Below are 21,674 nucleotides of genomic sequence, written 5' to 3'. Positions count from 1 at the left end.
GAGGGCCTCCCGTAAGGATTATTCATCGCATCCATCAATGCGCGTGATGGGTTTCGGCTGCAGAGGTGCTCAACGCACGATTGGGCACTTTCCAGATGAATACGGCGAGCCCGGCAATGATCATGACCCCGGCGGCAAGATAAGGCATTCCAGGAAACTCGAAATGCGCCGATGGTCCAGAGAACCCGGTGAACAGCGCGGAAAACAACAGTGGTCCGATGATCGACGTCACGCTTGAAAGGCTGGTCAGCGCGCCCTGCAACTCACCCTGCGCCGAAGCCGGTACGCCCGCCGCCGAGATAGACCGAAGCGCTGGATCGGTCACCCCCTCGATACAGGCGACGACGATGACCACGAACACCATCCAGCCCTGCGTGGCGAAGGCATAACCCATGAAGCCGACCGCGCAGAAGCAAAGTCCGATGACCGCCGTCTTCCATTCCCCATAGAGGTTGATGAGGCGCGGCAGGACCAGGCCCATCACGGCAGCACTCATAAGGCCGAACGTGAATAGCGATAGGCCGATCATGAACTGGTCCCAGCCATAGCGATAATCGGCCACGAACGGCCAGGCGACGGGATAGACGACATGCGCCAGCCAGAACAGGAACATCACCGACGCGATCCAGCCGATGCCCTTGTAGTCCTTGATATGCATCAACGCGCCCAGCGGATTGGCCCGCTTCCACTCGAACTTCCGCCGCTGATGCTTCTCCAATGTTTCCGGCAACAGGAACGCCGCGATCACGAAATTGATGAATGCAATCAGTGCCGCGGCGTAGAACGGCACCCGCGGCCCGAACGTGCCCAGCATGCCGCCGATAACCGGGCCGAGCGTGAAACCGACGCCAAAGGAAATGCCGACCAGGCCGAAATTCTTGGCGCGGTTCTCATCATTGCTGATATCGGCGACATAGGCCGAGGCGGTCGCATAGCTCGCGCCGCTGATGCCGGCGAGAATGCGGCCGACAAACAGCACCCAGTAAGCGCCGGCCAGCGCGCAGATGAGATTGTCGATCGCAAATGTCAGCACCGAAGCCAGTAGCACCGGCCGGCGGCCGAAGCGATCGCTCAGGTTGCCGATGAAGGTACCAAAGAAGAACTGCATCGCCGAATAAACGAGAAACAGCAGGCCGCCTTCCAGCGCCGCATGGCTGACATCGGCGCCCGTCAATTCCTTCAGATAGGCAGGCATTACCGGCATGATGAGTGCGATCCCCATCATGTCCATGAGCAAAATAAAGAACACCAGCGCCAGCCCGCGGCGGGCGCGTTTCTCGTCAATCATGGTGATACCCTCTACTGATTGCGTCGGGACATGCGGAACATAAAAGGAACAAAGGGTGTGTACTCGAAATTATTCAAGCGTTCAAGCTCGCCACTGAAAATTGAAACCCGCGTGGCGTAAAAGTCGCATTTAATAGTTGACTCCTATAATCATGTTTAATAGAACAGCGCTCACGGGTTGAGCCAGCCTCATCGTCGGCAATCTAAGCTATTTGCCAGCGCCAGCAGCACCCTGTTCCACAAGTGATAAACACAGCTCCGGTCGGATGCGACAAGCAACCATTGACGGACGGGCACCAGCCGTTCCGCTGGCGGTGGCTATGCGCCAATTCGCCTTCAGCAGGGATGGAGACACACATGGCTCACTCGGATCATAGCCCCCGCCGGCCGCATGGCGCCGGCTGCATCGGCAAGCACATTTCCTCCTGGTGTCCTGCGCTCGACTGCGAGCCCAGCGGACATGAATCCAAGGAGATATCTTCATGACTTTGACGGCCACGATCAACTCTTCTTCCGGCGTGAACATCAACTACGGTGCGACCAACTACCTCGACACCATCACCGACGCGTTCGATCCGGCAACCGGCCGGTTCGGCTATTTCAACGTGCCCTACTCGAACGGCTCGTGGACCAATGCCTCACAATACGGCATTGCCGGTGCCGATAGCGACGGCGACGGCGTCTATGACGACGGCACGGCCTTCATCGCCGGCGGCAACATGAGCTACAGCCAGGGTGCGCTCTCGGGCACGGTCGACACGCTCTCCTTCGGCTCGTCGGGGATCAGCGGCATCACACCGGGCGGATATGGCTACACCTCGACCTCCATGTCGCTGGCGTCGACGGACTTCACCCTCACCAGCCTCGGCCTCTCCGGCTCCGACATGAACGACGTGCTCTACGGCCTGATGAACGGCGACGAAAGCTATCTGGAAGCGTGGCTTGCATCCAACGCCGTGATCTTCAACGGCGGCAATGGTGGCGATGCCTATCAGGGCGGCACCCAGGGCGACACGCTGCATGGCAATGCCGGCGACGACACGCTGGCCGGCGGCGGCGGCTCCGACACCATCAACGGTAATGATGGCGTCGATACCGTTCTCGGCGAAGCAGGCAACGACACGATCGATGCCGGCAAGGGCAACGACATCATCAATGGCGGCGCTGGCGTCGATACGCTGACCGGCGGCGACGATGCGGATATCTTCGTATTCTCGGCGGTGTCCGATAGCTCCGCCAGCGCCTTCGACACGATCACCTCCTTCAACGCCGGTGGCGTACTTGCGGCTACTTCGGTCGACAAGATCGATCTGGACGCGCTCAACCTCACCGGTTTTTCCGGGGGCGGCGTCGCCGCGGCCAACAAGGCATGGATCTCCGGCAACACGATCTATGCCGACACCTCGGGTGACACGACCGCGGACTTCGCCGTCGCTGTAAATTCGTTCAGCGGCACGATTAATGCCGCGGACTTCATTTTCTAACGCGAACTGGCCAGCCGCCGATAAAGGCGGCTGGCTTTCCTATGCAAGCACAGAACCACTCCCCGGCTTAAGACTTCGCCGACTTGGAAAACAGGGACTTCCGATGACTACGACGACATATACCAGCCAGAACGGAACCACCGTCACCATCGAATACGCCGCTCTGGCGGACGAAACAGCATCGGGCACCATCCTGGCCAGCGTAACGGTCACCAACCCCACCCACGCAATTTCCGATGTCTATCTGATGATTCCGCCATATATCGTGGATGCGAATGGCAATGAACTGGAGGACCTGATCGCCTACAGCACGGACGGTGGCACGACGACATCAAGCTACAACAGCGGCCTGGTTACCGGCGGCGCCAACAGCTTCACGTTCCAGTTGGTCGCAATAGGCGACATCGATTTCTCGGACTTCGAACTTGGCGGAACGCTTGATCTCACTTTCGTCGCAGGCCTCGATGACTTCTCGATCTACGACGAATTCGACCCCGTCGCTGTGACTGTCGAAGAAGAAATCGAGAATACCGCACCCTCGAACATCGCCTTGTCAGCGACAACGATAGCGGAGAATTCGGTGCTGGGCGCGGTGATCGGCGAACTTTCAGCCACGGACGCCGAGGGCGACACGCTAACCTATTCTCTGGATGACGATGCGAACGGATTGTTCAGCCTGACGGTCGAAAACGGCGTGACCAAGCTCGCCGTCAACGGTGCGCTCGACTACGAGAGTGCAACCTCGCACGATATCGTCGTCAAGGTTTTCGACGGCGAAAATACCGTCACAAAGACATTCACCATCGACGTCACGGACATCGACGAAAACGTCGCACCCACCGACATCGGCATCTCAAACACAACGATCAAGGAATCCGCTCGCACTGGCTTCGAAGTCGGCGTGCTGTCGGCCACCGATCCCGATGGCGACAGCATCACCTGGTCGCTGGTCGACGGCCAGGGCGATAACGACAACAGTTTCAAGCTGCGAACCAATGACGACGGCTCCGTCAGCGTCGTGCTGAAAAACCCGCTCAACCATGAATCCGTCGGTGGCGGCCTCTATGACCTGGTCGTCAAGGCGACTGATTCCAACGGCCACGAAACCATCAGCACAATCGAGATCACCGCGGAAGACGATCCATTGAAGTTCTCCGGATCTCCGACTGGCAAGGATTACACCGCTGTTGTCGAGACAGCCAAGGTCGGCCAGGAAGTAGGCTATCTCTCGGCCTTCGACGCTGATTTCGACATCGCTTCGGCAATACTGGTCGATGATGCCGACGGCGCCTTCAAGATCACCTCGCGCGTCGTCGAAGGCGTCACCCGCTACTATCTCGCCACCGCCAAGAAGCTGGACCACGAGACGCTCGACAGCCACTCGGTCACCTTCCAGGCCACCGATACGAACGGCAATACTTACCAGAAGACCATCGACGTCAACGTGCTGGATGCAGCGGAAACCGGCGACACCGCACGCGGCCGGATCACCATCGATGCCGCGACGGCACTTGCGGGCAAGAATGGCGGCGTCAACTGGAACACCTATCTCGCTGACTACCATGACAAGCTGTCGGCTTATCTGCCTGCCTTCCTGCCGAACGGCACCGGATGGAGCCAGAGCAATCCGTCCAGTGAGTTCCTCTTCGGCAATGGCGAGAGCTTCATGTCGATGCGCGGCTCCAATTTCGTCTACAACTGGACCGATCCGGTCACCGGCGAAGACGCCCACGTCGTCAGCGGCAATATTACCGACCTCGTTTTCGGCGCAGGCAAGGACAGCGGCAGCGACATCGGCATCACCGAGGCCGAGCTGACGATCTCGGGCCTTGATCTCAGCAATGATTCCACGCCGCTCAACCGCATATTCGGCGAGGTCAATGTTCTCGCCTCGGCCTTCATGCATGGGCTTGATGCCGGCTACCCCGCCGAGATCGAATATGTGAAGGCGCTGCTGGCGTCGTACGCCCAGACCTTCAACGGATCGGCGAAAGCCGACACCTATACCGGCACGATCTTCAACGACGTCGTGCGCGGCAATGCCGGCGTCGACACGGTCAATGGCGCTGCAGGCAACGACAAGCTCTGGGGCGGCAACGGCGCCGATATTATCAAGGGTGGCGCGGGCAACGACCACCTCTACGGTGGCGCGGCTTCGGACAAGCTCTATGGCAATGCCGGTGCGGACATCTTCCACTTCACGGCAATATCCGATTCCAGGAAGAACGCCTTCGACACGATCTACGATTTCGACGGCAAGGGTGGCGACAGGATCGCACTCTCCGATATCGATGCCAATTCCAGCCGTGGCGGAAACCAGGCCTTCACCTTCATCGGCAGCCAGGACTTCCACAGGAAGGCCGGCGAGTTGCATTTCGACAAGGTCAAGGGCGATACGGTCGTCGAAGGCGACCTCAACGGTGATGGCAAGGCGGATTTCGTCCTGCATCTCGACGATGCGATGAGCCTCAAGGCCGACTACTTCATCCTCTGAATGTGCAGCAAGAACCGGGCGTCGGCAGGCGCCCGCTTCACCGATCCTATTGAAAAGAAAGGCAGGACACTGTGGCCATCAACATCACCGTGAACTCCAACGCCGGCGTCAACGTCAATTCAGGCGCAGGCAGCTACCTCAACACCCTGCCGTCGATGTTCGACACCAGCACGGGCAATTTCGGCTACTTCTACGACAACCTCAACGCAGCCAGCGCTTACGGCCTGGCTCTGGAAGAGGAGGGCAGCATGTTCTCCGGCGGACCGGCGCTGTTGGCCAAGGGCCTGCTGCGCTATGACATGGTCGAGCACGTCGTGACCGGACGGCTGGACTCGCTGGCGCTCGGCGAGGAATTGAACGGCCTTACCGGCGGCTTTGGCGTCACTTCCAAAAAGATGTCGCTGGGCAGCACCGACGTCAGCTTTGCCAACCTTGGGCTGGACAAGGCGGATGGCGACGACGTCAACGGCATCCTCTTCGGTCTGATGACCGGCGACCCCGCCAATTTCCTGAAATACCTGGCCACATCCGCAGTGAACTTCTCCGGCGGCAAGGGCGCAGACAGCTATTATGCCGGCAACAAGGCTGATGTGCTGGATGGCCACCAGGGCAGTGATAGCCTCTCCGGCGGTGGCGGCAAGGACAAGCTCTATGGCGGCACGGGTAGCGACACGTTGCTCGGCGGTGCGGCAGCGGACAAGCTGACCGGGGGCAGCGGTGTCGACACGCTGACGGGTGGCGGCGGTAACGATGAGTTCATCTTCACGTCGACCAAGGAGTCGACCGTCTCGAAATTCGACGTGATCACCGACTTCGCCAGAGGCGATCATATCAATCTCACAGCCATCGACGCCAACACCAAGGCTGGCAAGGACCAGGCATTCGATTTCATCGGCTCGAAGGATTTCTCCGGCACGGCGGGAGAATTACGTTTCGAAAAATCGTCGGGCGGAACTGATGTCTACGGCGATACCAACGGTGATGGCCAAGCCGATTTCGCCATCCACCTCTCCCATTCCCTCAAGCTGATCGCCAGCGATTTCATGCTTTGAGGGAACTACGGCCGTTCCGGTTCGCCATGTTGCCGGAACGGCCTCCTAGCTGTTTGATCCCGGACTTTGATGGTGCAATTTTCTCACAAGCTTGGAGGGATACGCTATGGGACAAATTCTACATGGAAGCGCCACGACGACTGAGACGATCCGTCGAGCAATACAAAATGGTCAAGAGAGCCTGAGAGCGCCATCGAAGCGCTACGGTATCAACCAAAAAGACGGTGGCAAAGTGGCGTAACCGCACCGCCAGCATCATAATCACCGGCCCGGCCTTGTTCTTCGCTTTCTTCACCTCCGGCAAACGTAGGCGACCGACTTCACCCAACCGTCGCGCGGATCGAGATAGAAACCTATGGTGTCGCCTTTAGCCCCGCGGTGGACGCCGCGGCCGGGATCGCGCGGCGGCGGTGAGCATCATCGTCCCTGGGCAGAGCTCCCTGCGAGGAGGGTTTTCCTTCCTATCCTCGTTCTTTTCCTATAGGGCCATCTCATGTTGAAATCCTCTCATTATGACGCTATATTCCGTCATAATAAGCGGCTAGTTGAGCCGGACAGGAGATTCGCAATGGGTCTGATCCAGTATTCCGACAACGGGTTTTTCGCACCGAACAAGATCGCTGACGTATTTCGCACAACCAGCGAGGAAGTCGCCCGCACAGCAGGCCTTGGAAAAGACGCCGTCCAGCGCAAGGAACGCGTCCGGTCGGACAAGACCCAGCGCCGCCTGCGCCAGATGGTCGAGATCATCAACAAGACGGAACCGCGTTTCGGTTCCGCCCTGATGGCCTATGCCTGGTATCGGTCCGAGCCGCTGCCCGGATTCTCGGGCCAGACCGCAATGCAGCTTGTCCGTAGCGGCCGCTCGGAGGAGGTGCTCGACTATGTCGATGCGGTCGATGCCGGCGTCCACGCCTGATCCCGCCCATGCTCTATCACGGCCCGCTTTATCGCGCCCTTAACCCCATCTATGCGCGCGAACCGTTGTCGGGTCGGGGGGCCGGGCTATATGGGGGGCGGTTCAATCCCAAGGGCATCCCCGCACTCTATACGTCCCTGACCGTGATGACGGCACTCAGAGAAGCCAATCAGGCGGGCAGTCTCCAGCCAACCACGCTCGTCTCCTATGATGCCGAGATTGAAGAGGTTTTCGACTGCCGAAACGAAGCGGCCCTGCAAGCGGCGGGCATGGACACCGCCGCGATTGCGGATAGCACGTGGCGTGACCAGATGAAATCGACCGGAGAAGCGAGAACGCAAGCCTTCGCCCGACGGCTGATCGCCGGCGGTTTCCACGCTATACTCGTCAGGAGCTTTGCGCCAGGTGCTACCGGCGATGACCTTAATCTCGTGCTCTGGAAATGGATTGACACAGCACCGTCCCGCCTCACCCTGATCGACGATGAGAACCGCCTGTCCAGATAGACGTGAACTGGCCAAATGGCAGGATGCGACGCATCATCCAGCGCCCCTTGGGATCTCTCTCCCCCATGCTCAGCAACAGCACCGGGTGAAATCGAGATCGGTAGATAGACGGGCTCGCGGGTCGAACACCATTTTGCGAAGCATCGTGCCGCCTTTGAAGGCTACGTTACTTTACCCGTAAGGCTCCTCCTCCGATACGCAGAAGACACGATTGGCTCCCGCCGCAACCGAGCCCACCCCATTCCTTCTGAATCTGTTCGGCGGACCGCTTCTCCCTACGTTTGACTGCATCTCCATCATCATCGCGGCGACGAGTTTGGCCATCGATCCAGCCCTGTGCAGGGTTGGAATATTAACTATTCGTTAACCACTTTCGACGTAAAACTCATCAACGAAAAATTAACGTGAATGACCAAAGTGTTAACAGACGCTCGCTCCATCCGTCTAAAGGGCCGCTCTTTCCTGGCGGTCGTATTGTCTCCGGACCTGCCTATCGACCAGTGGCTGTTGCAGCTGGATGACTTGGCAGCACGTTCGGCCGGCTTCTTCCTGGAAAAGCCGATCGTGCTTGACGTAACCGATTTGCCGATCGAACGCCCTCAGCTCAAACAGCTGATCGCAGAGCTTGCGGAACGAAATGTTCGCATCATGGGAATCGAGGGTGCGCGCCCCTCGCTGTTTGAGCCGGGAATGCCCCCAGCAATGAAGGGCGGGCGGGCGGCCTCCGACTTTGAAGTCACGGTCAAGGAGGCTGCGGCTGATGAGCCGAAGGAAAGCGTCGCAAGCGTCCCGGTGCCCGAAGTGCGCGCCACCTTGCAGTCTATTGTCATTCGCGAGCCGGTGCGCTCTGGCCAGTCGGTGATCTTTCCGGAAGGTGACGTGACCGTCATTGGCTCGGTCGCCTCGGGCGCCGAAGTCATCGCCGGCGGCTCCGTCCATATCTACGGAACCCTGCGCGGGCGGGCATTGGCAGGCTCGGTTGGCAATGCCGGCGCCCGCATCTTTTGCCGTAAGCTCGAGGCGGAGCTACTCGCCATCGACGGCATCTACACAACGGCGGATGAACTGTTGCCCGATCTTTACGGTCAGGCAGTTCAACTCTGGCTCGATGGCGATGCCATTCGCGCGCAGAAACTTGTCTGAAATGCACTTGGTCACGCTTAGGAGATACCGAAAATGGGGAAAGTGATCGTAGTCACGTCGGGAAAGGGTGGCGTCGGCAAAACAACGTCGACCGCGGCGCTCGGGGCGGCATTGGCCCAGAGAGGCGAAAAAACCGTCGTGGTCGATTTTGATGTCGGCTTGCGCAATCTCGATCTGGTCATGGGTGCCGAACGACGGGTCGTCTACGATCTGGTCAACGTCATCCAGGGCGATGCCAAGCTTCCGCAGGCGTTGATCCGCGACAAACGGCTGGAGACGCTGTTTCTGCTGCCGGCATCGCAAACGCGCGATAAGGACAATCTGACCGCCGAAGGCGTCGAGTGGGTCATCAACGACCTCAAGCGCTATTTTGACTGGGTCATCTGCGACAGCCCTGCCGGCATCGAACGCGGTGCAACACTTGCGATGCGTCATGCGGATATGGCGGTTGTCGTCACCAACCCGGAAGTCTCCTCCGTGCGTGACTCGGACCGCATCATCGGCCTGCTCGATTCCAAGACGCTTAAGGCGGAACGCGGAGAGCGCATGGAGAAGCATTTGCTGCTGACGCGCTATGATGCAAATCGCGCCGAACGCGGAGATATGCTCAAGGTCGACGACGTGCTCGAAATCCTTTCTATCCCTCTGCTCGGGATCATTCCGGAGAGCATGGATGTTCTGCGCGCTTCAAACATCGGTTCACCCGTTACGCTGGCTGACAGCCGCAGTGCGCCCGCGATGGCGTATTTCGAGGCTGCGCGCAGATTGGCTGGCGAAGATATCCCCGTCACTATCCCGGGTGAAAGACGGAGCATCTTCGGCAAAATCTTCGGACGGAGGGCCGCATGAGCATTTTCGGACTTTTCCGCAAACAGACATCTGCGCCGATGGCGCGCGAGCGCTTGCAGCTGCTTCTATCCCATGAGCGTTCCTGGGCAGGTCAATCGGACCTTGTGTCCGTTCTCCGGGGAGAAATCCTCGCAGTGATTGCAAAGCACGTCCAGCTCGACAGCGATAAAGTGCACATACGCGTGGATCGTGAAGTCCATTTTTCCAGACTCGAGATCGAGGTTGAAATCCCTCTGAACTCGATGGCGCATGCGGCTTGAGATAGCATTCTGCGTCCAATTGAGCTCGCATGCTAGCGCGCTCGACATTTGATGGGAAATGAGGAACGGAAGCGTACGAGTCAGTAAGTGCCTGCGCGGAATGTTCGTCGTGCTCTGACGGCGACGTGGAAGTTATTTCTGCGTTGCTGTCGCTCTCTGTTATTTGGCAGACAAGTGAATTCGAACTGCGGACCCCACCACTGACCCCTCTGGGCGTATTGAATATGGTCGTGATGCTCGAAGGCGCGGGGGCCCGTGGTGCAAGCCATTTCCGGAGGGTTCCAAAACGCTTTTCAGAACGTTGCCGAGTCCTCGGGCCACAAGAATACTGGCGCCTTGTTGGCATCGGAGATTTCCCGCAGCCCGTGCCAGGTACGGTTGGCATAGACCAACGCCTCATCCGCTCGCGCTTCTTGCGCGAAAGGTGATACCGACAAAAGCTCGGCGGTCATCAGGCAGGCACCGGGTACCGCGAGCCGACCGCGAAGTGCCGCCCGGAACCAGAGCCCGACTTGTGGATAATAGGGTTCTCCTGAGGCGAGCCGGTCCCAGTGAACATTTGGGCCGAACCGGTCGACCCCGCTAGTGGCACACAGCCGCGCAAGCTCCATGTCCCGGCGCCGCACGAAATGCACCACCACGGTCTCTGCTTGTTCGACTGCCTTTGCGGTCGAGGATGAAGCCGAAAGCGAGAAGGCGACCGTTGGCGGCGACGCGCTGACGGATATTAGCGAACTGACCGTCAGAGCCACTGGCCCGCCACCCGCATCGGCCGTGATGATCGCCACCCCCGATGGATGATGACGGAAGGCCGAGAAAAAGGCCTCCATCACCGTCATCGATCCGTTGACCGCGCCATCCGCCGAAACGTTGCGCGCGGCCCGGCTCTGAACTTTCAACACGTCGCTCATTTCTTTTCGATCAGATCGTAGAACTGCCAGACACGGTCGCTCCACAGGCCGGCGATTTCGCGGCCAGCCGCGCCGACGATATTGGGGTTGATCGTGAAGTGATTGGCCGCAGTCAGCATTTCACGATAGGTACGCTGCATCACGCCATAGCGTAGCGAAGCGCCGCCAGCCGCCCGGTAGACGAACTGGCAGGCATCGACGCCTGCCTCATGCACCTCGGACTTGGCGAGGTGCACAAGGCTGATCTGGCGGGTCGAAACACGATTACCGGCCTCGATTGACGCTTCGACATCGCGCCAAACTTCGAAGAGGAAGGCACGCGCCGCGCGTACGCGGGCGTCAGCCCGGCCGAAGTCGAACCAGAACTTGTCGCTCTCGCCAAGCAGGCCGGCCCGGCCTGTCTTGGTGAGCGCGTATTTTGCCATCTCGTCGAGTATGCGTCGCGAGGCACCGATGGCCCAGCCGGAATGGCCGATGGCGGCAAGCCCGACGACGCCGAGGCTGAAGAATTCCTTCATCCGCTGCGGCTCGGCAGTCAGGATTGGGAACACCATGTCGTCGGGAATGAGCACGTCCTTGGCAGCGTAGTCGATGCTGCCGGTCGCCTGCAGGCCAAGCGAGTGCCAATTTCCGAGCAGGTCATGATCCTCGACCGGGGCGTGGGCGCAGAGCACGATCACATTGCCATTCTCGTCCTTTGCGGGCTGGCCATTGCCGTCATCGAGCAGTGCTGCCGTGTGGGTGAAGGTGGCATGATAGATGCCGCTCGCATACGACCACTTGCCATTCAGCAGGTAGCCACCGTCGACCTTCTTGAGCATGCCAGTCGGCGTGCCCTGCCCGGAGAAACGGTTTTCCGCATCACCGCCGAACAGGCGGGCGATGGCAGTGTCGGGCAGAAAGGCCGCCGACATGGCGCCGATGCAGGCATGAACCATCGATACCCAGCCAGCAGCACCGCTGTGATAGGTGATCGCCTCTATGAGCTGCAACCCTTGCGTCGGGGAAAGCTGCGCCCCACCGATGTCCTCGCCCGCAAAGACGTGCGACATCCTGAGCGACTTCAGGGCTTCGAACGTCGCCTCGTTCAGGCGCCCGAGTTTTTCGTTCTCCTGGGAGTTCTCCTCCAGAACGGGACCGATCTTGCTGACTTGTTCGATCAGCGACGAAAAATCCGTTTTCGTGCCCCAGTACGAGGTTCCATGCTTCAGTGGTGCATTCATGACTATTCCTCCTTGGCATTTCCGTGATGTGCGGTGGGCCTAGCCAACAGGCCTGCCGCGTCTTTCCTGAAGATCACGCGGTTTTAGCCCGCGAGAAAATCTCCGATGGCAGCCACCACACGCGGATCTTCCTGCATGGCGAAATGGCCGACATCCGCGACGATCAGCGTCCGGGCATTCGGGATGCGCTCTGCCCAGATCGGCGCCTGTGAGGGCGGCAACATGCGGTCCCTGTCGCCCCAGACAATGAGCGTTTCGTTGGGAATTCGACCCAGCCAACGGCCGAGATTGGGGTGACCCATGCCGTGAACCTTGAGAACATTGCCGAGTGCTTGGCCCTCCTTGCCGCGTGCGGCAAGAAAGGCCTCCAACGGCGGGCATTCCGAGCCGCCGGGGAAGTAGCGCAGGGCGACGTCGACATTATGGGCGAGATAGCCGGGCAGCGCTTCAGGACCAATGGCCGCGAGATCGGCGCCGGGGTGGTCCGGATGATTGAGCCCCGCGGGGGCATTAAGGACCAGGCGGGAAAAGCGTTCGCCAGCGACCGCGGCCATTTCCGCCGCCATCCAGCCGCCCATCGAATGACCGACGAGATGCGGCCGATCGAGGTCCAGCGCCGCGATAAGACGCAGATTGTGCACCACCATGTCCTGCATTCCAGTGAAATGCGGAGCCTCCGCACTCTCACCAAAGCCGGGATGGAAGGGCAGATAGACACGGAAGCGGTCGGCGAGACCCTGCGCCCATTGGTAGCCCTCCAGCGTGGCGGCGCCGTGCAATGCCAGCACGGCCGGACCCACCCCGATCGCCTTCACGACCACGGATACGCCGTCGATGTCGTGCTTTAGAGTTTCGAAATCCATCAGTTCCTCCCGGAAATTGCCGATCAGCCTGCATTGGCCGTGATCAGCACCTTGCATTGTGTCGTCCTGCGACGGAGCGCCTCGAAGGTCTCGGCAACTTCCGCAAAGCCGATCCGCTCGGTTATGAGTTCCTGTGGCCGGAAGCGGCTGGGTCCGAGCGCTTCAAGCGCAGATTCGAATTCGGCCATGTTGAAGAACACCGCGAAGACCAGCCTGATCTCCTTTGACAGCGCCGCGAACGGATCCCACTCATCCCCGCCGACGCAGAGGCCGACCCCGACCACGGTTCCATGGGTGCGGACGAGGCGACAGGCGAAATCGATGAGGCCACGCTTGCCGACACATTCGAAGACGATATCCGGCGCGCCGCCGGCCTGGTCCCGGAATTCCTCGGCAAGACCCGGTCCCGACAGTGCAAAGCCGGTTGCCCCAAGTGCCGCCGCACGCGCCTCCTGATGCCTGCCCAGATCGGCGACAATCACGTCACGCGCGCCATAGCGCCGAGCCCAGAAGGCGACCAGCAGGCCGATCGGTCCGGCACCTAGGATGAGCACGCGATCGCCGGGCTTCAAACCGGATCGAATGACCACATGCAAAGCCACCGACAGCGGCTCCGCCAGCGCGCCTTCGGCGGTCGGCAGGTCTACCGGCAAGACACGGCATTGCCGGGCCGCAACGGTCGCAAATTCGGCATAGCCGCCACCGATGAGCCGCATCTCGGCGCACCAGGCGGGTTCGCCACGCCGGCAGCTGTCGCAATGGCCGCAACCGCGCATCGGAGCGACCGCCACCCGGTCGCCCAGCTTCAACCCTGTGACCCCGCTGCCGCAGCGAACGACTTCACCTGCGAATTCATGTCCGAGCACGTCATGGGGCTTGAGCCCGAAGGTCACCGGGTCCTCGGTCATGTGCAGGTCCGAGCCGCATATGCCGCAGGCAGCGATCCGCAGCAGGACCTCGTCGTCGGCCGGCTCGGGCACCTTGAGGTCGTCGATACGCAGAGCTTGTCCGACGCCGTCGAACAGAGCAGCCTTCATGGCTTGTCCTCCAGAAGTATGCGGCGCGTCGGAAACCACGGCGCATCCACCACCTTGCAGATCAGCCCCCAGATACCGCCACGTGCGAACAGCGCCATGAACAGGGTGAGAAGACCGAGCACCACCAGATAGGTCGCGCCATACTCGCCGAACCACCTGTCGGCGAAGAAATAGATGAGAGCGCCGATCAGCACGCCTTCAAGTGATCCCAGCCCGCCGACCATGACGATGAAGATCGCGATGTTGGCCCAGTTGGGGTCATAGGCGGAAGGCGGCGTGATGCGCAGCTGGGCCATGAAGTAGATGGCGCCGGCAAGCCCGGTTCCCATGGCTGCTGCCACCCAGAGCAGAAAGCGCACGCGGCCGACATTCACGCCCTGGCTCGCTGCGGCGATCGGATTGTCACGCATGGCGATCAGCGCCAGGCCATAGCGCGACCGCAGAAGCGCATAGCTGCCGCCGACGGTCAGCAGCAGCATCAGTGCCGAGATGAGCGAGACGCCCAGCGCGCGTTCGTCGGCCGAGTAACCCGTCATGACGCGGAGGCTCATGCCGGCGCCGGCATTGACATAGCCGAAGACCGAGGTTGCGAGCCGCATGACTTCGGCGATCACCCAGGTGCCAATGGCGAAATAAGGTCCGTCGAGCCGATGCAGCAGGCCATAGGTGGGAACAGCCAGGATCGCGGGGGCGATCATCGCCAGCACCACGGCGACAAACGGATTGATGCCCCAGAGCTGCGCCATCACGAACATCATGTAAGCGGCCACACCGACAAAAGCCTGCTGGCCGACCGAGACCAGTCCGCCATAGCCGGCAAGCAGGTTCCACATCTGCGCGACCGCGATGTAGCAGCAGAGCTCCACGACGTCGCGGATCAGGCCCTGGCTGGCCCACAGCGACATGGAGGCTATCGCAAGGAGCACGCCGATGCCGATGATCAGTGCCACGACACCGGAAGCGGTCTGGCGCTGCACGCGCACGGGTGCAGGCTGCGCGACCTCGGCATGAGCGGGAGCAAATATGTCTGCCATGAGCTCAACCCTTTCCAAGTATGCCCTGCGGTCGCAGGGCGAGAATAATCAGGAACACGAGATGGCCGGCAAGGATGCCGAAGCCGGGGTCGATGCGAAAACCGATCGACTGGCTGATGCCGAGCACCATGGCACCGATGAACGCGCCCCAGATCGAACCCATGCCGCCGATGATCACGGCCTCAAACGCATAGATCAACTGGTAGGCACCATCGGCGGGCGCCACAGTTGCCCGCAGCGACTGAAAGACGGCCGCAAAACCCAGGATCGCCACGGCGAGCGCGGTCGCGCCGGCATAGATCCTCTTGGGGTTCACGCCGGTCATCGCGGCGGCCTCGACATCGGCGGAAGCGGCGCGCAGCGCGCGGCCGAACCTCGTATAGCGCAGCGAAGCGTGAAGCCCGGCAGTGAGTACGGTGGCGGTACAAAGCACGATCACCGGCAGCACGCCCACGAAGATTGGCCCCAACTGCACCGATGCCTGCGCAAGGCCGCCGCTTGGAAGCGAGCGGGTATCCGCCGACCAAATTTGCTGCATCGCGTTCTGAAGCGCCACAGAAAGTCCGAACGTGGCGATCAGCGACGGCAGAGTATCTTCACCCACCACCCGGTTGAGGATCAGACTCTGCAGCAGCACGCCGAACACGGCGCCCAGCGCCACAAGCACGACAAGCACCGACCATGGCCCCAGCGAGAAGGTCGAGGCGAGGCTGATGCCGATCAGTGCAAGCAGGATCATCAGGTCGCCATGGGTAATATTGACGATGCGCATCACCCCGAACATCAACGCCATGCCCAGCGCATACTGGGCATAGAGACCGCCCAGCAGAACACCTTGTACGAGCCCGTCAACCCAATGCATGAGACGCTCCGAAATAGGCTTCGCCGATGGCCTCGCGGGAGATGTCAGCCGACCGGCCGGTGAGAGTGACGCGACCTTCAAGCATGCAGTAGAGTCGGTTCGAGGCTGAGCGGGCCAGGCTCACGTCCTGTTCAACCACCACGACGGCGGTGCCGCTTTCGGCGATCGACGGAATGGACTGGTAGATTTCCCGCACGACCTTGGGCGCGAGGCCAAGACTGATCTCGTCACACAGAAGAAGGCGCGGCTGGTTGAGCAACGCCCGGCCGATGGCCACCATCTGTTGCTGGCCGCCCGACAGCGACTGCACCAGTACAGCCTGTTTTTCCTTGAGGATTGGAAACAGCGCATAGACCCGATCGATCGTCCACGCCTCGCCGTGTGGCGCGGCGGCATGGTCCATTGCCACCCGCAGATTGTCGGCGACCGACATGCCCGAAAACAGGCGCCGGCCTTCGGGGACGATCGCGACACCGTCGGCCACCATGCGATGTGGCTTGCTGCCGCCGACAGGGCGGCCGTCGAGGCGCACCATGTCCGGGACCACGCGGAGCAGACCCATGATCGATTTCAGCAGCGTCGATTTGCCGGCGCCATTGGCACCGATCAACGCGACAACCTCACCTGCGCCAATTTCGAAATCCACGCCGTAGAGCGCCTGAAAATCGCCATAGCGTGCCACCAGCCCATGGGTGGACAAAAGAGTGGTACTCATGTCTCGATCCCCATATAGACGCGCCTCACTTCGGGATTGTTGATGACGTCGTCCGGTGCGCCCTCGGCAATCTTCTCGCCAAAGTTCAGCACCATGATCCGGTCCGCGACGGCCAGCAGCGCATGCAGAACGTGCTCGATCCAGACGATCGTGACGCCGTTGTCGCGGATGCGCCGGATGAGTGCGACCAACGCCTTGCCTTCGTCGTCGGTCAGGCCGCCGGCGATCTCGTCGAGCAGCAGAAGTTTTGGGCCGGAGGCGAGCGCTCGCGCCAGTTCGAGCCGTTTGCGGTCGAGCAGCGTCAGCGAACCAGCCGGACGATTGGCCTTGTCTGCGAGTTCGCAGTCGCGCAAAATCTCGGCGCATCGCGCATAACTTGCCGCCTCGGAGCGACCACCGCCGAATGAAGCCGCGACGAGCAGGTTCTCGAACGTGGTCATGCCGACATAGGGGCGCGGGATCTGGTAAGTCCGCCCGATACCCATCTGGCATCGCCTATAGGGCGGCTGGCCTACCAGCCTGTTACCGGCAAAAACCAGGTCACCATCATCCACGCGGATATCGCCGCTGACCAGGTTGAAGAGCGTGGTTTTCCCGGCGCCGTTCGGACCGAGAATGCCCAGCACCTCACCGCCGCGAACGTCGAAGCTGATGTCATGCAGGACACACAAAGCCCCGAAGGACTTGCTCAGTCCCCGCGCCTCAAGCAATACGTCGTTTGCCATGCTTTTTCGTCCAGACATCATGCGTGCAGGTCATCCGTGAATTTCCATCTCAAGTCCGAGCCTGCCCTCCCTCAAGAGCGGCAGGCTCGCCTCTGATGATTGGGGGTTACTCAGACCGCCCAGGGAATCGGCACCATCTTCTGCTCGGGCTCGAACAGCTTGTTGACGGTGTTGTCGACGATCTTCAGGTCGTAGGGCCACTTGTCGCCCTTTCTCCACTGGCCGCCGAAGATCGGGGTGGTGGAGACGTTCTTATGCGGACCGCTGGAGAAATCGACCTTGCCGATCAGGGTATCGAGCTTGGTCGCCACCATGGCATCACGGTTGGCGGTGCGGTCGAGAGGGTTGGACGAGCGCTTAAGAATGTCGAGGGCCACTTCCCAGATCGCATGGCTGTAGCCGAGCGGCTGTGTCCACTGCTTCTTAGTCTCGCTCTCCCACTGTGCGGCGATGTCGCGGCTCACCTGGCCGGTCAATGTCGACTTGAAGGGAAAGGCGGGTGTCCACCACACCTCGGACGACATGCCGTCGCCGAGCGGCCCTAGCGCCTGCACGCCACCTGGGAAGAGCAGCGCTGCCGCCACCGTGACGGCCTTGGGCTTGTAGCCCTGCTGGGCGCACTGATTGACGAAGGTCTTGAGGTCGTCTGGATAGGTGATGCCGCCGACAATCTCGCAACCGGCTTGCTTGAAGGCCGCGATCTGTGCCGAGTAGTCATTGGTGCGCGGCTGGAAAAAGCCCGGCATGGTGATCTCGAAGCCAGCCTTCTTGGTCGGCACCGGGAGGCCATAGTCGTTGTTGCCCCAGGTTTCGCCGTCGGCGTTCTGCGGAAACAGCATGCCGACCTTGCGGTTGGTTTCGAGCGTGTTCCACAGGCCGACAAAGGTGTTGAGTGCTTCGTCGAGACCCCAGAAGAAGTGGTAAGTCCAGTTGAACGGCTTGTCGGCGCCGCCGCGTGGCATGATGATCGCCTGCCAAGGCGCGCCGGTCGAAAGGCAGGGGCACTCGTTGAGTTCCGCCTGGTCGGCCGAGGGGCTCACCGTATCGGTCGTCGATGCCGGCAGTAGAAGATGCACGCCGTCGTTCAGGATGAGATCGCCGGCAACTTCCGCGGCGCGGTTGGGATCGGACTGGCTGTCGCGGATCAGGATCTCGACGTCGAACTTGCCGGCGGGCGTCTCAAGGCCATCTTTCAACAGTGCCTTGACCTTGTCGGCGGCCCAGCCATCGGTCTCCCCGAACAGCGCCAGCGGCCCCGTTGCCGGCGTCACGAAGCCGATCTTGATCGTGCCTTTGGACTGCGCGCGCGCCACCATCGGCGCGCCGAGTGCCGAGACCGCAAGGCCTGCACCCATTCCCTTGAGAACCGTTCTGCGCGACGGCCTCGTGATATTTCCTATCAAATCCACCATGGTCTCCTCCCTTTGGTTTCTTCAGTCGATGTCAGCGCTGACCGGCCACCTCCACGCCACCGGTCATCGCGAAACTCACTTGATGCGGTGCATCGCGCCCCCATCGATGACGATCTGGCTTCCGGTCACATAGGATGAGCAGGGGGAAGCCAGATAGAGCGCCAGCCCCTTGATGTCCTCAGTATCGCCGATGCGGCCGATCAGTGACTGAGCCTCGAAGGCCTTGCGATCTGCCGGGATCTTCAACCGACCACCGGCGATATTGGTCATGAATGGCCCAGGCGAAATGCAATTGATCAGGATGCCGTAAGCACCGAGCTCCATCGCCATCTGTCGAACGAAGTGGTCGACGCCGGCTTTGGCCGGCATGTAGGGCGTGCCGACGATCGCTTCGTTGATCTGGGCTGCAATCGAAGACGTGACGATGATCCTGCCGCCGCCAGTTGCCTTCATGTGCCGTGCGGCGTGCTTGACGGTGGTGTAGACGGAGGTGAGGTTCACCTCGATCACACGGTCCCAATGATGATCGTCCAGCACGTCGATCGCGCCTTCGGCAATGCGATCGCCCTCGGTTGAAAGAAAGCCGGGGCCCGCGTCGATGCCTGCATTGGCGAACACCACGTCGATCCGGCCGTTGCGGCTTGCCACATCGTCGAACGCCGAGGCCATGGCTGCGCGGTCGCTAACATCGATCGCCTGTCCCCAGACGTCGGCTCCGCCGTCCTTCAACTCTTTGACGACCGCATCAAGACGGTCCGCGTCCATGTCGAAAATGCACACCCGCGCGCCATTGTCGGCCATGACCTCGGCATAGGCGCGGCCAATCCCGCTAGCCCCGCCGGTCACAATGACCGATTTGCCACGAACGTCGAACATGTCTTGTAAAGTCGTCATGCCTGCTCCCATGCCACTGCCTTAAGGGTCCGGCAGGGCGACCTCGCGCCCAAACCGTCCATCTCTCCAGGCGCCATCCGCTCCTCCCGAGCAGCGGCCTGATGTCCCTGGAGATGATTAGGACGGCCAAAGGCATGACACTGTCAAACGGATGAACAAATTCATGCTTCGTTTACACTGCGTTAATCGCAACCATCTGACATTTATATATTTTTATTGATTTTCTGTTGCGCCGCAAAAGCGGAATATAAAATCCACGATTGATGAAATCATCAAATTGGCTTGACGATTTGATGAAAGTCCGCAAGCTGCAGATCCACGCTTTCGTGACCTTGGGAGGACATGCATTGAAGGCTCCGATTGAGACGTCGAAAGTATTGGATCGCGGCGGCAATCCAACTGTTCGAGAACTGCTTTCCAGCATCGTGTTCAATCCCAGCAATGGCATGATCAGCCTTAACGGTGATCGCATTGTGATGCAGCGGACTGCCGTCAGCACCGGGCTCCGGCGAGAACTCATTCGCATGCTTGGGCCGCAGGAGGCGCGCGTCTTCCTGATCCGACTCGGCTTTCTCTCGGGCCAGTCCGATGCGCGTTTCGTCCGCGCCAGCTGGCCCAATCTCAACGCACGCGACGCCTTCACGGCCGGCACCCGACTTCACACATTCAGTGGTGTCGTCCGTGTGGAAACGGTGTTCAACACCTACGATTTCAGCAAGAAAAAGCTCACAGCCGAATTCCTCTGGCATGACAGCGCGGAAGCGGCAGAGTTCCGCCAAAACCGCCCCTCCCCCGATCCTGTGTGCTGGACGCAGCTCGGTTATGCTTCCGGCTATGCCAGCGAGTTCTTCGACACCCTGATCGTCTACAAGGAAGTCGAATGTGCGGGCCAGGGGCACAGCCATTGCCGCGTGGTCGGAAAGCATGCCGATGCATGGGGCGCCTCCGATCCGGAGGTTGCACTGTTTCGCAATCGGATCGTCGCCACGCCGGAACCGACGTCGTCGGGATCCGACCCCTTGCGCAAGTCAGGCGCCCCTTCGGTTGAACGCGCCCTCAACGGACTTGATCAGATCCTCCTCGCCCCAGTCCGGTCGCATCTGGACCTGGTGGCGCCCATGGCACTGCCGGTTCTCGTTTGCGGAGCCTCGGGCACGGGCCGGAGCCGGGCGGCCCTTTATCTCCATCGTGCATTCGCGATGCAGGCGGCGGATATGCGCCGGGTTTTCGGCGCGCAGGTCAATTTTGAGCTCTGCACGGAAATTGCCCGGCCCGGCAAGTCGGGTAAGCGGAATCCCGTTCGTGAGACGTTGCTGATCGACGGGGTTGAGACCATTCCGGCAGATATCCAGTCGCAGTTCGCCCGTTCGATCGAGGATGGCATAATCAACGGCGGGCCGCGCATCATTGCCTTGTCGGACGAAGACCAGACGATCAATTCTCCGGGTCTGTCATCCGAACTCCGCTCAACTCTGTCGGCTCTGGCAATACGCCTGCCGTCTTTCGCAGAGCGCACTGGCCAACGGGCCGGAATCGCGATTGAATTGCTGCCGATGCTTGCTGCGCGGATGGGAATGGAAGCGCCAACGCTGGACGATGAAGCGGTCCGACGGATCGAGGACCATACCTGGCCGGGCAACCTCCACCAGATGCGGGGCGTCCTGACCGCAGCACTCGCAGGCCATTCAGCCCCAGGTCCGATCACGGCGAAAGAGATTGCCACACAGCTTTCGCGCCTTGCCGGCCCGTCGCCTGTGACCAGCAAGGCGAGCAAAGACGGCGCCCTTCTATCACCCCTGCTCGACAGGTTGATGGAGGCACAGGAATTCTCACTCCCCGATTTCGAGCAATCGGTCTACCGAGCAGCACTCGAACGCGCAGGCGGGAACCTCTCCGCAGCGGCGCGCCTTCTCGGCCTGACGCGCCCCCAATTGGCCTATCGCGTCAATGGGCATCGGGACGCAAAAAGTGAGAGTGCCGAGTGATCCAGGCCGGATGCGGCCA

General features: G+C 60.7%; 20 protein-coding genes and 2 pseudogenes. 10 read left to right on the top strand and 12 right to left on the bottom strand.

The features are described from left to right. Positions 1-34: 34 nt before the first annotated feature. Complete coding sequence (locus tag ACXHRN_RS06070; RefSeq protein ID WP_488640438.1) at positions 35-1,288, bottom strand: TCR/Tet family MFS transporter; 1,254 nt, start codon at positions 1,286-1,288, stop codon at positions 35-37. Positions 1,289-1,769: 481 nt separating this feature from the next. Between ACXHRN_RS06070 and ACXHRN_RS06065 the strand changes: the two genes are divergently transcribed. The 6 genes and pseudogenes from ACXHRN_RS06065 (at position 1,770) to ACXHRN_RS06040 (ending at position 7,742) form a co-directional block, all read left to right on the top strand. Beyond that, positions 1,770-2,771, top strand: coding sequence for a calcium-binding protein (locus ACXHRN_RS06065; RefSeq protein WP_488640437.1), 1,002 nt, complete (start codon positions 1,770-1,772; stop codon positions 2,769-2,771). 103 nt (positions 2,772-2,874) lie between these two features. Continuing rightward, on the top strand, positions 2,875-5,265 hold the full coding sequence (locus ACXHRN_RS06060) for a cadherin domain-containing protein (RefSeq protein WP_488640436.1): 2,391 nt from the start codon (positions 2,875-2,877) through the stop codon (positions 5,263-5,265). Between the two features lie 71 nt (positions 5,266-5,336). Further along, entirely contained in the window at positions 5,337-6,317 is a 981-nt protein-coding gene (locus ACXHRN_RS06055) for a M10 family metallopeptidase C-terminal domain-containing protein (protein WP_488640435.1), read from the top strand. 106 nt (positions 6,318-6,423) lie between these two features. Continuing rightward, positions 6,424-6,589 (top strand): annotated as a pseudogene (locus tag ACXHRN_RS06050) (IS481 family transposase); the annotation flags it as partial. Positions 6,590-6,885: 296 nt separating this feature from the next. After that, positions 6,886-7,236, top strand: a complete 351-nt coding sequence (locus tag ACXHRN_RS06045) for an MbcA/ParS/Xre antitoxin family protein (RefSeq protein WP_488640434.1) — start codon at positions 6,886-6,888, stop codon at positions 7,234-7,236. 8 nt (positions 7,237-7,244) lie between these two features. Further along, a complete protein-coding gene (locus ACXHRN_RS06040; protein ID WP_488640433.1) occupies positions 7,245-7,742 on the top strand; it encodes an RES family NAD+ phosphorylase in 498 nt (165 codons plus the stop codon). Between the two features lie 69 nt (positions 7,743-7,811). Here ACXHRN_RS06040 and ACXHRN_RS06035 read toward each other — a convergent pair. After that, positions 7,812-7,898: pseudogene (locus ACXHRN_RS06035) on the bottom strand (nucleotidyl transferase AbiEii/AbiGii toxin family protein); the annotation flags it as partial. Between the two features lie 252 nt (positions 7,899-8,150). On the opposite strand from ACXHRN_RS06035, the gene minC reads away from it, so the two are divergent. The 3 genes from minC to minE are packed head-to-tail and all read left to right on the top strand — an operon-like array spanning position 8,151 to position 9,994. After that, entirely contained in the window at positions 8,151-8,885 is a 735-nt protein-coding gene (minC, locus tag ACXHRN_RS06030) for a septum site-determining protein MinC (protein ID WP_488640432.1), read from the top strand. A gap of 33 nt (positions 8,886-8,918) precedes the next feature. Then, positions 8,919-9,734, top strand: a complete 816-nt coding sequence (gene minD / locus ACXHRN_RS06025; RefSeq protein ID WP_488640431.1) for a septum site-determining protein MinD — start codon at positions 8,919-8,921, stop codon at positions 9,732-9,734. Further along, positions 9,731-9,994, top strand: a complete 264-nt coding sequence (gene minE, locus ACXHRN_RS06020) for a cell division topological specificity factor MinE (RefSeq protein ID WP_488640430.1) — start codon at positions 9,731-9,733, stop codon at positions 9,992-9,994. Before minD ends, minE begins: the two co-directional genes overlap by 4 nt. Positions 9,995-10,287: 293 nt before the next feature. On the opposite strand, the gene ACXHRN_RS06015 is transcribed toward minE, so the two are convergent. From ACXHRN_RS06015 to ACXHRN_RS05970, 10 genes are all read right to left on the bottom strand, one after another. After that, entirely contained in the window at positions 10,288-10,905 is a 618-nt protein-coding gene (locus ACXHRN_RS06015) for a flavin reductase family protein (protein ID WP_488640429.1), read from the bottom strand. Continuing rightward, on the bottom strand, positions 10,902-12,128 hold the full coding sequence (locus ACXHRN_RS06010) for an acyl-CoA dehydrogenase family protein (protein ID WP_488640428.1): 1,227 nt from the start codon (positions 12,126-12,128) through the stop codon (positions 10,902-10,904). Before ACXHRN_RS06010 ends, ACXHRN_RS06015 begins: the two co-directional genes overlap by 4 nt. An 83-nt stretch (positions 12,129-12,211) precedes the next feature. Next, on the bottom strand, positions 12,212-13,048 hold the full coding sequence (locus tag ACXHRN_RS06005; protein WP_488640427.1) for an alpha/beta fold hydrolase: 837 nt from the start codon (positions 13,046-13,048) through the stop codon (positions 12,212-12,214). Further along, positions 13,015-14,028 carry a zinc-dependent alcohol dehydrogenase gene (locus tag ACXHRN_RS06000; RefSeq protein ID WP_488640426.1) on the bottom strand — a complete coding sequence of 338 codons (1,014 nt, stop codon included), beginning with the start codon at positions 14,026-14,028 and terminating at the stop codon, positions 13,015-13,017. The genes ACXHRN_RS06005 and ACXHRN_RS06000 overlap by 34 nt, the downstream gene beginning before the upstream one ends. Continuing rightward, on the bottom strand, positions 14,025-15,062 hold the full coding sequence (locus tag ACXHRN_RS05995) for a branched-chain amino acid ABC transporter permease (protein ID WP_488640425.1): 1,038 nt from the start codon (positions 15,060-15,062) through the stop codon (positions 14,025-14,027). Before ACXHRN_RS05995 ends, ACXHRN_RS06000 begins: the two co-directional genes overlap by 4 nt. A gap of 4 nt (positions 15,063-15,066) precedes the next feature. Continuing rightward, positions 15,067-15,924 carry a branched-chain amino acid ABC transporter permease gene (locus tag ACXHRN_RS05990; protein ID WP_488640424.1) on the bottom strand — a complete coding sequence of 286 codons (858 nt, stop codon included), beginning with the start codon at positions 15,922-15,924 and terminating at the stop codon, positions 15,067-15,069. Next, complete coding sequence (locus ACXHRN_RS05985; RefSeq protein WP_488640423.1) at positions 15,911-16,639, bottom strand: ABC transporter ATP-binding protein; 729 nt, start codon at positions 16,637-16,639, stop codon at positions 15,911-15,913. Before ACXHRN_RS05985 ends, ACXHRN_RS05990 begins: the two co-directional genes overlap by 14 nt. Continuing rightward, entirely contained in the window at positions 16,636-17,364 is a 729-nt protein-coding gene (locus ACXHRN_RS05980; RefSeq protein WP_488640422.1) for an ABC transporter ATP-binding protein, read from the bottom strand. Before ACXHRN_RS05980 ends, ACXHRN_RS05985 begins: the two co-directional genes overlap by 4 nt. Before the next feature lie 110 nt (positions 17,365-17,474). Next, a complete protein-coding gene (locus ACXHRN_RS05975) occupies positions 17,475-18,776 on the bottom strand; it encodes an ABC transporter substrate-binding protein (protein ID WP_488640421.1) in 1,302 nt (433 codons plus the stop codon). A gap of 75 nt (positions 18,777-18,851) precedes the next feature. Next, on the bottom strand, positions 18,852-19,670 hold the full coding sequence (locus ACXHRN_RS05970) for an SDR family NAD(P)-dependent oxidoreductase (protein ID WP_488640420.1): 819 nt from the start codon (positions 19,668-19,670) through the stop codon (positions 18,852-18,854). 347 nt (positions 19,671-20,017) lie between these two features. Between ACXHRN_RS05970 and ACXHRN_RS05965 the strand changes: the two genes are divergently transcribed. After that, positions 20,018-21,655, top strand: coding sequence for a XylR N-terminal domain-containing protein (locus ACXHRN_RS05965; protein WP_488640419.1), 1,638 nt, complete (start codon positions 20,018-20,020; stop codon positions 21,653-21,655). Positions 21,656-21,674: the final 19 nt, after the last annotated feature.

The sequence above is a fragment of the Shinella sp. OV683 genome, from assembly GCF_057787725.1.
The sequence above is the reverse complement of the archived record's forward strand: the minus strand, read 5'-3'. Positions and strand labels throughout refer to the sequence as shown.